This window comes from Amycolatopsis sp. NPDC059021 (assembly GCF_042739895.1).
Taxonomy (GTDB): Bacteria; Actinomycetota; Actinomycetes; order Mycobacteriales; family Pseudonocardiaceae; genus Amycolatopsis.
In genome coordinates this window covers 38,638-51,071 of the sequence record NZ_JBHYIQ010000079.1, presented here as the reverse complement: position 1 = coordinate 51,071, position 12,434 = coordinate 38,638, and the positions used below count along the sequence as shown (strand labels likewise).

13 protein-coding genes are annotated in these 12,434 nt (G+C 71.2%); 6 read left to right on the top strand and 7 right to left on the bottom strand.

All coding sequences use genetic code 11. The features are described from left to right. Positions 1-178: 178 nt before the first annotated feature. Together ACFWX1_RS35000 and pruA are read right to left on the bottom strand one after the other, a co-directional pair. Positions 179-1,108: a proline dehydrogenase family protein gene (locus tag ACFWX1_RS35000; protein WP_378394065.1), complete on the bottom strand. Its 930-nt coding sequence runs from the start codon at positions 1,106-1,108 to the stop codon at positions 179-181. A 26-nt stretch (positions 1,109-1,134) separates the two neighbouring features. Beyond that, complete coding sequence (gene pruA / locus ACFWX1_RS34995; protein ID WP_378394064.1) at positions 1,135-2,763, bottom strand: L-glutamate gamma-semialdehyde dehydrogenase; 1,629 nt, start codon at positions 2,761-2,763, stop codon at positions 1,135-1,137. Positions 2,764-2,901: 138 nt separating this feature from the next. On the opposite strand from pruA, the gene ACFWX1_RS34990 reads away from it, so the two are divergent. Both ACFWX1_RS34990 and ACFWX1_RS34985 read left to right on the top strand, forming a co-directional pair. Continuing rightward, positions 2,902-4,488 carry a PucR family transcriptional regulator gene (locus ACFWX1_RS34990; RefSeq protein ID WP_378394063.1) on the top strand — a complete coding sequence of 529 codons (1,587 nt, stop codon included), beginning with the start codon at positions 2,902-2,904 and terminating at the stop codon, positions 4,486-4,488. Positions 4,489-4,612: 124 nt separating this feature from the next. After that, on the top strand, positions 4,613-5,269 hold the full coding sequence (locus ACFWX1_RS34985; RefSeq protein ID WP_378394062.1) for a maleylpyruvate isomerase N-terminal domain-containing protein: 657 nt from the start codon (positions 4,613-4,615) through the stop codon (positions 5,267-5,269). 63 nt (positions 5,270-5,332) lie between these two features. On the opposite strand, the gene ACFWX1_RS34980 is transcribed toward ACFWX1_RS34985, so the two are convergent. The 5 genes from ACFWX1_RS34980 to ACFWX1_RS34960 form a co-directional block, all read right to left on the bottom strand. Further along, on the bottom strand, positions 5,333-5,584 hold the full coding sequence (locus tag ACFWX1_RS34980; protein ID WP_378394060.1) for a S1 RNA-binding domain-containing protein: 252 nt from the start codon (positions 5,582-5,584) through the stop codon (positions 5,333-5,335). 277 nt (positions 5,585-5,861) lie between these two features. Further along, complete coding sequence (locus ACFWX1_RS34975) at positions 5,862-6,866, bottom strand: LLM class flavin-dependent oxidoreductase (protein WP_378394059.1); 1,005 nt, start codon at positions 6,864-6,866, stop codon at positions 5,862-5,864. Between the two features lie 36 nt (positions 6,867-6,902). Then, positions 6,903-7,295 carry a DUF6221 family protein gene (locus ACFWX1_RS34970; RefSeq protein WP_378329634.1) on the bottom strand — a complete coding sequence of 131 codons (393 nt, stop codon included), beginning with the start codon at positions 7,293-7,295 and terminating at the stop codon, positions 6,903-6,905. 125 nt (positions 7,296-7,420) lie between these two features. After that, complete coding sequence (locus ACFWX1_RS34965; protein ID WP_378394058.1) at positions 7,421-8,434, bottom strand: DNA polymerase domain-containing protein; 1,014 nt, start codon at positions 8,432-8,434, stop codon at positions 7,421-7,423. A 20-nt stretch (positions 8,435-8,454) separates the two neighbouring features. Beyond that, the gene (locus ACFWX1_RS34960; RefSeq protein WP_378394057.1) at positions 8,455-9,048 is read right to left on the bottom strand and encodes a GNAT family N-acetyltransferase; all 594 of its coding nucleotides are present in this window, start codon (positions 9,046-9,048) and stop codon (positions 8,455-8,457) included. Positions 9,049-9,080: 32 nt separating this feature from the next. Here ACFWX1_RS34960 and ACFWX1_RS34955 point away from each other — a divergent pair, with 32 nt between their 5' ends. The 4 genes from ACFWX1_RS34955 to ACFWX1_RS34940 all read left to right on the top strand — a co-directional run bounded on the left by ACFWX1_RS34955 (position 9,081) and on the right by ACFWX1_RS34940 (position 12,408). After that, the gene (locus ACFWX1_RS34955; RefSeq protein ID WP_378394056.1) at positions 9,081-9,752 is read left to right on the top strand and encodes a TVP38/TMEM64 family protein; all 672 of its coding nucleotides are present in this window, start codon (positions 9,081-9,083) and stop codon (positions 9,750-9,752) included. A gap of 164 nt (positions 9,753-9,916) precedes the next feature. Continuing rightward, entirely contained in the window at positions 9,917-11,548 is a 1,632-nt protein-coding gene (locus ACFWX1_RS34950) for a protein kinase (RefSeq protein ID WP_378394071.1), read from the top strand. A 147-nt stretch (positions 11,549-11,695) separates the two neighbouring features. Continuing rightward, positions 11,696-12,037 (top strand): hypothetical protein, encoded by a 342-nt coding sequence (locus tag ACFWX1_RS34945; RefSeq protein WP_378394055.1) that lies wholly within the window; start codon positions 11,696-11,698, stop codon positions 12,035-12,037. 71 nt (positions 12,038-12,108) lie between these two features. Beyond that, the gene (locus ACFWX1_RS34940; protein WP_378394054.1) at positions 12,109-12,408 is read left to right on the top strand and encodes a hypothetical protein; all 300 of its coding nucleotides are present in this window, start codon (positions 12,109-12,111) and stop codon (positions 12,406-12,408) included. Positions 12,409-12,434 lie beyond the last annotated feature (26 nt).

Sequence of the window (12,434 nt, the reverse complement as noted above, 5' to 3'; positions counted from 1 at the left end):
AAATCACACAAAGTCACTCAAGGAGGCCCCCACGGACCTTTATTATAAAAGCGGACCGCCCGGTTCCGCCGGGAGCCGAGACCTGGGGCCCCAGAGCCGTCAAGACCGCCCGCGAGGGGTGCTTCGCCGTACCCGGCTCCTGGGCGGGCGATCGCGCGACGGCCTTGACGGACCTCTCTCAGCCCTTGGTGGCGAGGCCGCGCAGGAAAAACGCCAGGTTCGCCGGGCGCTCGGCCAGCCGCCGCATGAAGTAGCCGTACCATTCGTCGCCGTAGGGAACGTACACGCGCATGGCGTTCCCCTCACCGGCGATCCGCCGCTGCTCCTCGGGCCGGATGCCGTACAGCATCTGGAACTCGTGGTCCCCCGGCCCGCGCCCGTTGTCCGCCGCCAGCTTCGCCGCGATGGCGATCATCCGCGGGTCGTGCGAGGCGATCATCGGATATCCCTTGCCCGCCATGAGGACCCGCAGACAGCGTACATAGGACTTGTCCACTTCGGACTTGTCCTGGAACGCCACCGACTCCGGCTCCGCGTAGGCGCCCTTGCACAGCCGCACCCGCGAACCCGGGCCGGCCAGCTCGCGGCAGTCCTGCTCGGTGCGGTGCAGGTAGGCCTGCAGCACCGCGCCCACCCACGGGTACTCGGCGCGCAGTTCCCGGAGGATGCCGAGCGTCGAGTCCGTGGTGGTGTGGTCCTCCATGTCCAGGGTGACCGTGGCGCCCACCGCGTCGGCCGCCGCGCAGATCTTGCGGGCGTTCTCCAGCGCGACGTCCTCGCCGTTCGACGGCAGGAACTGCCCGACCGCCGACAGCTTCACCGAGACGTCCGCGCCGTCGGCTAGGCCTTCCGCGCCCAGCGCGTTCAGCAGCGTTTCGTAGGCACGGACGGTGGCCGAGGCCTGCGCGGCGTCGGTGGTGTCCTCGCCGAGGTGGTCGAGGGTGATCTTCCGGCCGTCGGCGGCCAGTTCCCTGGCCACCCGCACCGCGTCGGCGGTTTCGGCACCGGCGACGAAGCGGCGCACCACGGATCGCGTGGCGGGCACCGCCTCGACCAGCGAACGCATCCGCCGCGATCGAGCGGCGGCGAGGAGAGAGGCTCGCAACATGGGGATCTCCCGGTGGGAACGAGGGCTCAGCCCTGGTGGGGGTACGGAACGCTGGTCGGCGGGACGAAGGTCTCCTTGACCGAGCGGGGGCTCGTCCAGCGGAGCAGGTTGAAGATCGAGCCCGCCTTGTCGTTGGTGCCCGACGCGCGGCCACCGCCGAACGGCTGCTGGCCGACGACGGCACCGGTCGGCTTGTCGTTGACGTAGAAGTTGCCAGCGGCGAACTTCAGCGCCTCGGACGCCTTCGCCACCGCGGCGCGGTCGTTCGCGATGATCGCGCCGGTCAGCGCGTAGACCGCGGTCTCGTCGACGAGCTTGAGGACGGCGTCGAAGTCGTTGTCCTCGTACACGTGGATCGACAGGATCGGCCCGAAGTACTCGGTGCGGAAGATGTCGTGCTTCGGGTTGTCCGAGACCAGGATCGTCGGCTGGACGAAGAAGCCGGTGCTGTCGTCGGCGGTGCCGCCGGTGAGGATCTCCACCTCGGCGTCGCCCTTGGCCCGCTCGAACACCGCGGCGTGCTTGTCGAACGCGCGGCGGTCGATCACCGCGCCGCCGAAGTGGCTGAGGTCGGTGACGTCGCCGTAGCTCAGCGCCTCGGTCTCGGCGACCAGGCCGTCCTTCAGCTTCGCCCAGACGCTGCGCGGGATGTAGGCGCGCGACGCGGCGGAGCACTTCTGGCCCTGGTACTCGAAGGCGCCGCGAACCAGCGCGGTGCGCAGCACGTCGATGTCGGCCGACGGGTGCGCGACGATGAAGTCCTTGCCGCCGGTCTCGCCGACGAGGCGCGGGTAGCTCCGGTAGCCGGCGATGTTCGCGCCGACGGTGCCCCACAGGTGCTGGAACGTCGCGGTGGAGCCGGTGAAGTGGATGCCCGCCAGGTCGCGGTGGGTCAGCGCCACCTCGGAGACGGCCTTGCCGTGGCCGGGCAGCAGGTTGATCACGCCAGGCGGCATGCCCGCCTCTTCGAGCAGCCGCATGGTCAGGTAGGCGGCGAAGCTCTGCGTCGGCGACGGCTTCCAGACGACCGTGTTGCCCATCAGCGCGGGCGCGGTCGGCAGATTGCCGGCGATGGCGGTGAAGTTGAACGGCGTGATCGCGTAGACGAAGCCCTCCAGCGGGCGGTGCTCCATCCGGTTCCACACGCCGGGCGAGCTGTTCGGCTGCTCGGCCAGCACACGGCGGCCGTAGTCGACGTTGAAGCGCCAGAAGTCGGCGAGCTCGCAGGCGGAGTCGATCTCGGCCTGGGTCGCGGTCTTGGACTGGCCGAGCATGGTGGCGGCGTTGAGCGTGGCGCGCCACGGGCCGGTCAGCAGGTCGGCGGCGCGCAGCAGGATGGCCGCGCGGTCGTCGTAGGACAGCGCGCGCCAGGCCGGGGCGGCCTCGGTGGCCGCGGCGACGGCGTCGGCGGCGTCCTGCTGGGTGGCGCCGTGGATCACGCCCAGCACCGACCGGTGGTTGTGCGGCTGGACGACGTCGATCTTCTCGCCGCCGCCGGCGCGCTGCTTCCCGCCGATGGTGGCGGTGATGTCGACAGGATCGGCCGCGCCCAGCCGCTTGAGCGCACCCTCGAGTTCGGCGCGCTCAGCGCTGCCCGGTGCGTACGTCAGCACCGGCTCGTTCTTCGGGGCGGGGGTCTGGGTCACGGCGTCCACGGCGGCTCCTCCACAACGACACGGCTGACAGGTGAGGGTCTCTCTGCCCCGAACGGTAACCCCACGGACGGCCCAGTGGTTTGTCCGAACGGATAGAATAGGAGTGATGATCTTGTCCGATCGGCTGAAATGACGACGATGACCACGGGAACCTCCCTACGCCACGTGCTCGCCACGCTCGGTGAGCCACTCGTCCGGGTGCTGGTCGCGCCCCGTGGCCTCGGGGTACCCGTCGAGGACGTCGTCATCCTCGACCCCGAGGATCCGCCCGAGGCGCACCCCGGCGACCTCGCGCTGGTGATCGGCGCCCGGGGCCGGGCGGCCGGTGCGGCGATCCGCGCGGCCGGGCGCGGCGGGGCGGCCGCGGTCGCGATCAAGGGCGAACCCGGTGCGGCGGAAGGGATCGCGGCCGACGCGGGCGTCGCACTGCTGGCCGTCGGAAACGAGGCGCGCTGGGAGCAGGTCGAGGCGCTGGCACGCGGCGTCGTCGACACGGCACGCGCGGGCGGCGAAGCGGAAAGCGGCGAGGTACTGGGCGATCTGTTCTCCCTCGCGCAGACGATCGCGACGTTGACCGGCGGGCTGGTGAGCATCGAGGACACCGCGAGCCGGGTACTCGCCTACTCGCGGTCTTCGGACGAGGTCGACGAATTGCGGCGGTTGTCCATCCTCGGCCGCGAGGGGCCGGAACGCTATCTCGCGATGCTCCGCGAATGGGGCGTCTACCAGCGGTTACGTGCCGGTGAGGGCATCGTCCGGATCGACGAGCGGCCCGAGCTCGGGATCCGGCGGCGGATCGCGGCGGGGGTGCACGCGGGCTCGCAGCCGCTCGGCACGATCTGGGTCCAGGAGGGCGCGGCGCCGCTGACCGAGCAGGCCGAGGTGGCGTTGCTCGGCGCGAGCCGGACGCTGGCGCCCCGGCTGATCCGCGCGCGGACGTTGCCGACGCCGGAACTGCGGCTGCGGGAGGACCTGCTCGCCAGCCTGCTCGACGGACGGCTCGACGCGGACTCCGTCGCCGACGACATCGGCGCCGATCCCGCCCGGCCCGCGGTGGTGGTGGCGTTCGCGCTCACCGGCGAGCGGACGCAGGCCGACCGGCAATTGCACCGCGCCGAACTGGTGCACCTCATCGCCGTGCACACCGCGGCGTACCGGCGCAGCGCGCTGGTGAGCGTCATCGGCAGCCGGGTGTACGCGCTGCTGCCGGATCTCCCCGACGTCACCGAGCACGCCGAGGGCCGGATTGTCGCGCTGGCCAAGGAAATCGTGGCCGCGGCGCGGCGTCACCTCGACGTCGGCGTGCGGGCCGCGCTGGGCGGGGTGGTGCCGCGGCTGTCCGACGCGGCGGCGTCCCGCGGCGACGCCGACCGCGTGCTGGCGACGATGGCGCGCGGGCACTGGGACTCCGACGTCGCCTCGCTGGCCGACGTCCGCGCCGAGGTTCTGCTGTCGGAGATCCTGGCGTTTCTGGGTGATCAGCCGAGGATCCGCGACCCGCGCCTGGCCGAGCTTCTCGCGCACGACGCCGACCACGGCGGCATCCTCGTCCCCGCCGTCCTCGCCTACCTCGACGCCTTCGGCGACGTCCGCGCCGCCGCCCGCGCGCTGAACATCCACCCCAACACCGTCCGCTACCGCGTCCGCCGCGCCGCCGAAGTCTCCGGCCTCTCCTTCACCGACCCCACCGAACGCCTCCTCACCCATCTCTTGTTACGCCTCTGATCACGCGAGTTCTCCCTCTGATCACGCGAGTTCCTTGCCCGATCACGCGAGTTCTCCTTTCGCGGCTTTTCGACGCAGGCGAAATCGGTCGCCCACGGAGGCCGCACGCTGCTAACTTGCCGCCGTGGATCTCTTCTCACACTCGTGGACCGCGTTGCGCACAGCGGTCGCCGACCTTTCCGACCAAGACTTCGAGCAACCGTCCGGCTGCACCGGCTGGCTCGTGCGGGACCTGGCATGTCACCTGATCATCGACGCGCAGGACGTCCTGATCACCCTGGTCACCCCCGCCGAAACCGCGCCGACCGACGACGCGGTCACCTACTGGAAGGTCGCCGAAACACCGCCGACCGGCGACGACGACCTCGACGCGCTGATCGTCCGCCTCGCCGCCGCGTACGAAGAGCCGCGGCTGCTCAAGTTCCACCTCGACGACGTAGGCGCCGCCGCCGGGCGCGCCGCCGAACTCGCCGACCCCGCTGTCCGGGTCGCCACCCAGGACATGGTGCTCACGGCGGGCGACTACCTTTCCGCGTACGTCCTGGAATGGACGCTGCACCACCTCGACCTGATCGCCCATCTCCCGGACGTGGCGGGGCCGCCCGCCGAGGGCCTCGCCCGCACCCGCGAGATGCTGGAAAAGATCGCCGGGGCACCGTTCCCCGCGTCGTTCTCCGACACCGACGCGTTGCTGATCGGCACCGGACGCCGGGCCGCGACCGACGCGGAGAAGGCCGAATTGGGCGAGCTGGCAGCGAAACTCCCGCTCTACCTCGGGTGACATGTCCACTGTGGACAACCAACGAGGGTGAGGCAGGGCGCCCTGCCTCACCCCGTCACGGCATCACGCGAGCGCGAGGCTCATCCGCCTGCGTTCGACGTCGATCCGGTTGATCCGCACCGAAATCTCGGCGCCGAGCACGGGGACGTCGGCACCGAACGTGTGCGGCAGCAGACCTTCGATCCCGTCGGCCACTTCGACGAAGGCGCCGAACGGCACCACCTTGGTCACCACGCCGTCGAGCGCTCCCCCGCCGGCGTGTGCCGACACGAACTCGCGCCACCTCGGCAGCGGGACGTTTTCCTGACCGGGCATACGATTCACCTCCCTTCCCGGCACGTTCCACGGAAACGCGCGAAAGGAGGCGGCGGGCCACGCGCCCGCCCGGAGGTCACCGCGTGGCCGGGTGACCCGTCTGCTCACGGCTCTCGGCCGACCCGGCAGTCATGGCGCGACAGTAGCAACCCGGGGCAGGGCCGGGCCAGCCTTTTGCGGCGAACTCGCGTACCCAGCCGGACGACTCACGTACCTGGACGGACGACACGCGTGCCCAGACGGCGAACTCGCGTGATTGGGGGCGTATCTCGCGTGATCAGGTGGAGAACTCGTGTGCTGGGGCGAGGGTTCGGTAGATGGCGAGGCGGTCGGCGGGGTCGTGGGTGGCGGTGGTGAAGAGGAATTCGTCGGCGCCGGTGCGGGAGGCCAGGCCCGACAGGCGGGAGAGGACCTCGGGGGCGGTGCCGTGGATCTGGGTGTCCAGGGCCGCGTCGAGGCGATCGCGTTCGCGGGCGGTCATCGGGAGCGCGAGGATCTCGTCCGGCGGGGACAGCGGCGGGAAGACACCGTGGCTGCGCGAATAAACCGTCGACCAGGCCTCGGGGACGAGCAGCCGCCGGGCCTCCGAAGCCGTCTCGGCCACCGCCACCGCGGTCGACACCACGACATACGGCGCGGGCGCGAAAACCGAAGGGCGGAATCCGTCCCGGTACCGCGTGATCGCCTCGATCATCGCGGCCTCGCCCCGGATCCGGCCGATCACCAGCGGCAGCCCCAGTTCCGCGGCGAGGTCCGCGCCGGCGCCCGTCGCGAGCACGAACGGCGGCACCCGCAGCCCCTCGGCCGGGACCGCGTGCACACCGGGATACGCCGTCTGCGCGCCACTGAAGAATCCGAGCAGTTCCCTTACCCGCGCGCCGAAATCCGCCGCGTCCTCCTTGCCGTGCCCGAGCGCGCGGCGGACGCCGCCGGTGAACCCCACCGAACGGCCGAGCCCCATGTCGATCCGGCCGGGGAACAGCGACTCCAGGACACCGAACTGTTCGGCGACGACGAGCGGGCGGTGGTTCGGCAGCATCACACCGCCCGTGCCGACACGGATCCGCGAGGTCTCGGACGCGACGGCGGCGGCGAGCACGGTCGGCGCCGAACCGGCGACACCCGGCACGCCGTGGTGCTCGGACACCCAGAACCGGTGGTATCCCAGCGTTTCGGCCTCCCGCGCGAACGCGACCGTCTCCCGCAGCGCCGTCGCGCCGCTGGTGTCGCTGCGGATCGGCGAACGGTCCAATACGGAAAGCCGGGCGGGAAGTGCGCTCACACCGGGTTCAACGCCGCCGGGACGCCCGGATTCCCGTCAGGGCCGCCACCGTTCGCTGTAGTCGGGGTGATCGGCGTAGGGCAGGGCGAGAAGACGCAGCGTGGTACACCAGTTGGAGCCGGCCTCGTCCCCGGGCACGTGGCAGGTTTCACACCAGTATTCGCTGCCGTACAGCGGAAAGCCGGGGACCTTCTCGGACACCGTGGTGCGGTGGGCGAGCAGGATGCGCCGCGTCGCCTCGACCTCGTTGATCATCTGGTTGACGACGTCGAGCTCCATATCGGACAACGCGCGGATCCGTTGCTCGACAACGACTCTCGTCTCGCCCCTGCTGAGCGGCTCGCCCGCCTGGGCCTTGTTGACCGCCTGCATGATCAGCGCCTGACGCTGCCCGACCCGTGCCGCAAGAAACGCGATCAAGTCGTCCACGGAAGGCCCTCCCTCCTGCTCGCTCCCCAGCCCCGGTCCGGGGAAGGTCGCCGGTCAGGGCCAGGACGTTACGCCCCCTTTTCGCTCGTCACCGCCGTGGAAGACACAGTGCGATCACACCGTCACTACGATCGCGCCCTGCTGGGCTGGACCCGCTTCGGCTCGCCCGGCATCTTCGGGTAATCCGGCGGATACGGCATGTCACCGAGGCCGTGATCCCGCTCGTCACGGGCGTACCACTCCAGCAGCGTCTCGATGCCGAACGCCCGCTCGTCCATCGGCGCGTGGAGATCCCCGTGCACGGCGAGGAAGTCCGGGATCGTCAGGACGTCGAAGTCGTCGGGATGCACCTCGCCCAGCAGGTCCCAGGTCAGCGGCGTCGACACGGTCGCGCGCCGGGTGCCCCGCACCGACCACGACGAGGCGACCGTGCGGTCACGGGCGGCCTGGTTGTAGTCGAGGAACACGCGGCCGCCGCGTTCCTCCTTCCACCACGCGATGGTCGCCCGCTCCGGGATCCGCCGCTCGACCTCCCGCCCCAGCGCGATCACCGCGTGCCGCACGGCGACGAAGTCCCACTCCGGCCGGATCCGCACCAGCACGTGCACCCCGCGCCCGCCCGAGGTCTTCGGGTAGCCGGTGAGCCCGGCGTCCGCCAGCACCTCACGCACGACCCCGGCCACTACGACGGCGTCGGCGAAGCCGGCCTCGTCCGGCGGGTCGACGTCGACGCGGAGCTCGTCGGGACGGTCGACGTCGTCGCGGCGCACCGGCCACGGGTGGAAGTCGAACGTGCCGAGATTGGCCGCCCAGGCGAACACCGCGGGTTCGGTCGGGCAGACCTCCTCGGCCTTCCGCCCGGACGGGAAGGTGATCTCGACCTTGCCGACCCACTCGGGCGCGCCCTTCGGGACGCGCTTGGCGTAGAAGACGTCGCCTTCGACGCCGTCGACGTACCGCTTCAGCGTCGTCGGCCGCTCGCCGATCGCCCGCAGCAGCGGGCCACCGACCGTGATGTAGTGCTCGACGACCTGGCGCTTCGTGATCCCGCGCTCGGGGAAGTAGACCTTGTCCGGGCTCGACACGCGGACGGTGCGCTCCCCCACCCGGTACTCGACCGGCTCACCGTTCTTGGGCATGCGCCCACCGTAGTGGGGTTTCAGCCGCGCCGGTCGCTTGCGAGGACAGCCATCAGGATCACGTCGTGCCAGGCGCCGTCCCACCGCAGCGCTTCCCGCTGCACGCCCTCGGCGACGAACCCGCACTTCTCGTACACGCGCCGCGCGCGGGTGTTGAAGTCGAACACCTCCAGCTGGACGCGGTGCAGGCCGACGACGTCGAAGGCGTAGTCGAGCAGGAGCCGGGTGGCCTCGGTGCCGTAGCCCCTGCCGAACTCGGCGGCCGTCGACAGCGCGATCCGGAAGCTCGCGGAAGCGTTGTCCGCGTCGACGTTCGTGAGCGCGGCATCACCGACGTAGGCGCGGTCTTCGGCGCGCAGGATCGCCCAGTCCGCGCGATCGGTCAGCCCGGGACGGCTCGCGTTCCACTTCCGGATCTGCTCGTAGGTGAACGTCGCGTGCGTCCCGGTGAACCGCGTGACCTCCTGGTCCTGCAGCGAGGCCCACGAGTCGTCGAGGTGCGACTCGTCCAGCTGGGTCAGGACGACCTTCTCGCCGGCCAGATCGGGTTGCACGCGCAGCGCCTCGATGTCGATCACGTGCCCGAGCGAAGCACGCGGGGTGGCGTACGTCATCCGAGTTTCGGGACGCCCGCTACCGTGGACGGGTGTCCGGCCGTACCAAGCTGATCCTCGCGCTCGCCGTGCTCGCCCTGCTCGTGGCGGCCGCGGTGGCCCTGCCGATCCCCGGCCCGGCGCAGCTGCGCGCCTGGGCGGCCGAGACCGGGTCGGCGACGCCGCTGGTGCTGTTCCTCGCCTATGCGCTGCTCACCGTCGCGCCGGTGCCCCGGACGGTGTTCAACCTGGCCGCCGGGCTGCTGGTGGGCACCGTCGCCGGGATCGCCATCGGCCTGGCCGCCACCACGATCGCGTCGGCGCTGTCGTTCGGGCTCGCCCGGCTGCTCGGCCGCGACCTGGTGACCCGCCACCTGCACCGGAACGTCGTTCGCACGGTCAACGACCGGCTCTCCGGTGGCGGTGTGCTGGCCGTCACCTCACTGCGGCTCATCCCGGTGGTGCCGTTCGCGCCGTTCAGCTACGTCTGCGGAGTGTCGGGGGTGCGGGTCGTGCCGTATCTCGCCGGCACGCTGCTGGGGAGCGTTCCGGGCACGGTCGCCGTCGTCGTGCTCGGGGACGCGCTGACCGGCGGGACCCCGCCCGCTCTCCTGGTCTGTTACGGCGTTTTCGCCGCCGCCGGCGCGGCCGGGCTGTACCGGGTGTTCCGAAAACGGCGCGCTGACACGGAGTCCGGGAAAACGGTCTCGACACCCGCTGGCTGACGGCGGCCACGAAGTTCGGACCGCTACACTCGAACGGGTCCGCGCGGGGAATTCGCGCTGAGTAAGGCCACCACCACCGGGATTTTCGAGGAGCAGGCGCCATCGACACCGGGCAGTTGATCGCGGGGCACTACCGTCTCGCCGAGCACATTGGTAGCGGTGCCATGGGCGTGGTGTGGCGTGCCGTCGACGTGCGCCTGGAACGCTCGGTGGCGATCAAGCAGATCCTGCCGCAGCCCGGCACGTCCGAGGCGGAGCGGGACAACCTGCGCCAGCGCGCGATGCGCGAGGCGAAGAACGCCGCCCGTTTCCAGCATCCGAACGCGATCGTCGTCTTCGACATCGCCGAGGACGGCGGCGACCCGTGCCTGGTGATGGAGTTCCTCAACGGGCCGAGCCTGTCCGCGATCCTCGCCGAGCGCGGCACGCTGCCGCTGGGCGAGGTCGCCCGCATCGGCGAGCAGGTGGCCTCGGCGCTGGTCGCCGCCCACCGGGCCGGGATCGTGCACCGCGACGTCAAGCCCGGCAACATCCTCATCGACGAGACCGGCACCGCGAAGATCACCGACTTCGGCATCTCGCGCGCGGCGGGCGACATGACGCTCACCGCGACCGGGCTCATCGGCGGCACCCCCGCCTACCTGGCGCCCGAGCTGGCCCGCGGCGCCGACCCGGTGCCCAGCTCCGACGTCTTCGCGCTGGGCGCGACGCTGTACCAGGCCATCGAGGGCAGCACGCCCTACGGGAACTCGACGAACCAGCTGGCGCTGCTCTACGCCGCCGCGAACGGCCAGATCAACCCGCCGCAGCAGGCGGGCGCCGCGACGGCGTTGCTGATGAGCCTGCTCAGAGCCGAGCCCGAGGAGCGGCCGTCCATGGCCGAGGCGCGGGACCGGCTCGCCGCGCTGGCCGCCAAGGACCCGGCCGCCCCGGGCACCCAGGTCTCGCCTCCGCTCTACGGCGGTGGCGCCGGTACCGGGGGCCGCAAGCCCGCCGGCGCGGACGTCTCCGCGGCTCCCAGTACTCCCGGCCGCGGCACCGAACGTCCGCCGTGGCAGCGCACCGGTGCGCCCTCCTCGGCCCCGATCCCGGTGCAGGCCCCGCCGCAGGCGGGCCCGCCGCGCACGCCGACCGCCTCGTTCGTGCCCCCGCAGCCCGTGCGCCAGCCGCACACCCCGCCGCGCCCGATGCCCTCGGCCGCCGCGCCCCAGCGCCCCGCCGCGCCCGCCGCCCCCGACACGAAACGAAAGGCGGCGATCTTCGCCGGCGCCGGTGCCGCCGTCGTGGTGATCGCCGTCGTGGTGTTCCTGATCCTGAACTCGGCCACCGACAACAAGGGCGCCTCCTCCGGCACGCAGCAGCCGCAGAACCCGCCCGCGTCCTCGCAGAGCGGTTCCGCCAGCAAGCCCAAGTCGCCCTCGCCGAGCCCGGTCGCCTCCAGCGGAACCGTGGACTGGTCGGCAGGCGGCAACAAGGTGGTCGCCTTCTACAACGCCGCGCTCAGAGGCGACTCGGGCGCCGCCCAGGCCATGCTCACCCCGCAGGCGCAGGCCTTCTACGGCGCGGGCGGGCTGCAGGCGTACTGGTCCCAGCACGAGCTGAGCGGCATCGAGAAAGCCACCGTCTACAAGCGGACCAACAACCCCGACGGCTCCGTCGACGTCCAGGTCGGCCTGCTCTTCAAGGACGGCAGCTCCGAGCAGAAGATCGTTCGCGTGATCGACGCCGGCGGCGGCAATCTCCTGCTCGACGGCGACACCCGCCGCCAGGGCGCGGAGGGTGGCCCCAACCAGTGACCCGCACTCGGCGCGGCAACGCTGTGACCTCGCCGCGTCACCGACAGCGACGTTCCTGATCGTCCGCTCGCCCTTCTGGCGTCTGGTCCGGCCGCTCGGGCTTCTGCTTGGCTTCCTCCCGGCACCACTTACCGGAGGGAGACGTACTTGTTCGCGAAACGAGCCGCTGTCGTCGGGGCCGGGATCGTGACGCTGCTCGGCGGCGTCCTGGTCGGCCAGGCGAGCGCGTCGTCGATGGTCACCACCTATCAGGCGGTCAACATCCGGGAGACACCCAGCAGCGGCAGCCGCCTGCAGGGCCGGTACCCGGCGAACTACCAGGTCCTCGGACTGTGCTGGACCTACGGCGAAACCATCAGCGACAACGGCGTGGTGAACAACATCTGGGTGTCCACCGGAAAGCAGTACGGGATCTACTCGTCCTTCGTCAGCGCCGTCTATCTCAAGGGCGACGCGCGGGGCAACATGCCGGTCAGCGACCGGTGCTGAGACGGCCCTAACCTGTGAGACGTGCGGCGCGAACGCTGTCCAGCGCCGCGCCGGTGGCTTACTGTGGTCCCATGGCCGAAATCGGACAACCCGGCCGGCATCCTCGCTTCCACGAGGATCTGGTCGGTCTCGATCCGGACGATCCGGAGGCTCGCGCGTTCGCCGAGCACCTGGACCGGATGGAGCGCTGCGGGCCGAACTTCACCATCGAAGCGTGTCTCGACGGCGTGTCCGACTTCGCCGACTCCAGCAACCGCCTCGGCGGCCTCCGCTACTGGGTCTCGGCGCTGATCGCCGTGCTCATCATCGTCGGGGTCATCGTGGCCGCGTGGGACATCGTGACGCGTGCCGTGGCGTGGCTCGCACAGTGACTCCCGAGGACGGCGTCCCGGCGATC

Excerpts from the sequence above, each read along its gene's own strand:
- ACFWX1_RS35000 (WP_378394065.1), bottom strand. The coding sequence starts at position 1,108 with ATGTTGCGAGCCTCTCTCCTCGCCGCCGCTCGATCGCGGCGGATGCGT.
- ACFWX1_RS34990 (WP_378394063.1), top strand. The coding sequence starts at position 2,902 with ATGACCACGGGAACCTCCCTACGCCACGTGCTCGCCACGCTCGGTGAG.
- ACFWX1_RS34980 (WP_378394060.1), bottom strand. The coding sequence starts at position 5,584 with ATGCCCGGTCAGGAAAACGTCCCGCTGCCGAGGTGGCGCGAGTTCGTG.
- ACFWX1_RS34965 (WP_378394058.1), bottom strand. The coding sequence starts at position 8,434 with ATGCCCAAGAACGGTGAGCCGGTCGAGTACCGGGTGGGGGAGCGCACC.
- ACFWX1_RS34960 (WP_378394057.1), bottom strand. The coding sequence starts at position 9,048 with ATGACGTACGCCACCCCGCGTGCTTCGCTCGGGCACGTGATCGACATC.
- ACFWX1_RS34950 (WP_378394071.1), top strand. The coding sequence starts at position 9,917 with ATGGGCGTGGTGTGGCGTGCCGTCGACGTGCGCCTGGAACGCTCGGTG.
- ACFWX1_RS34940 (WP_378394054.1), top strand. The coding sequence starts at position 12,109 with ATGGCCGAAATCGGACAACCCGGCCGGCATCCTCGCTTCCACGAGGAT.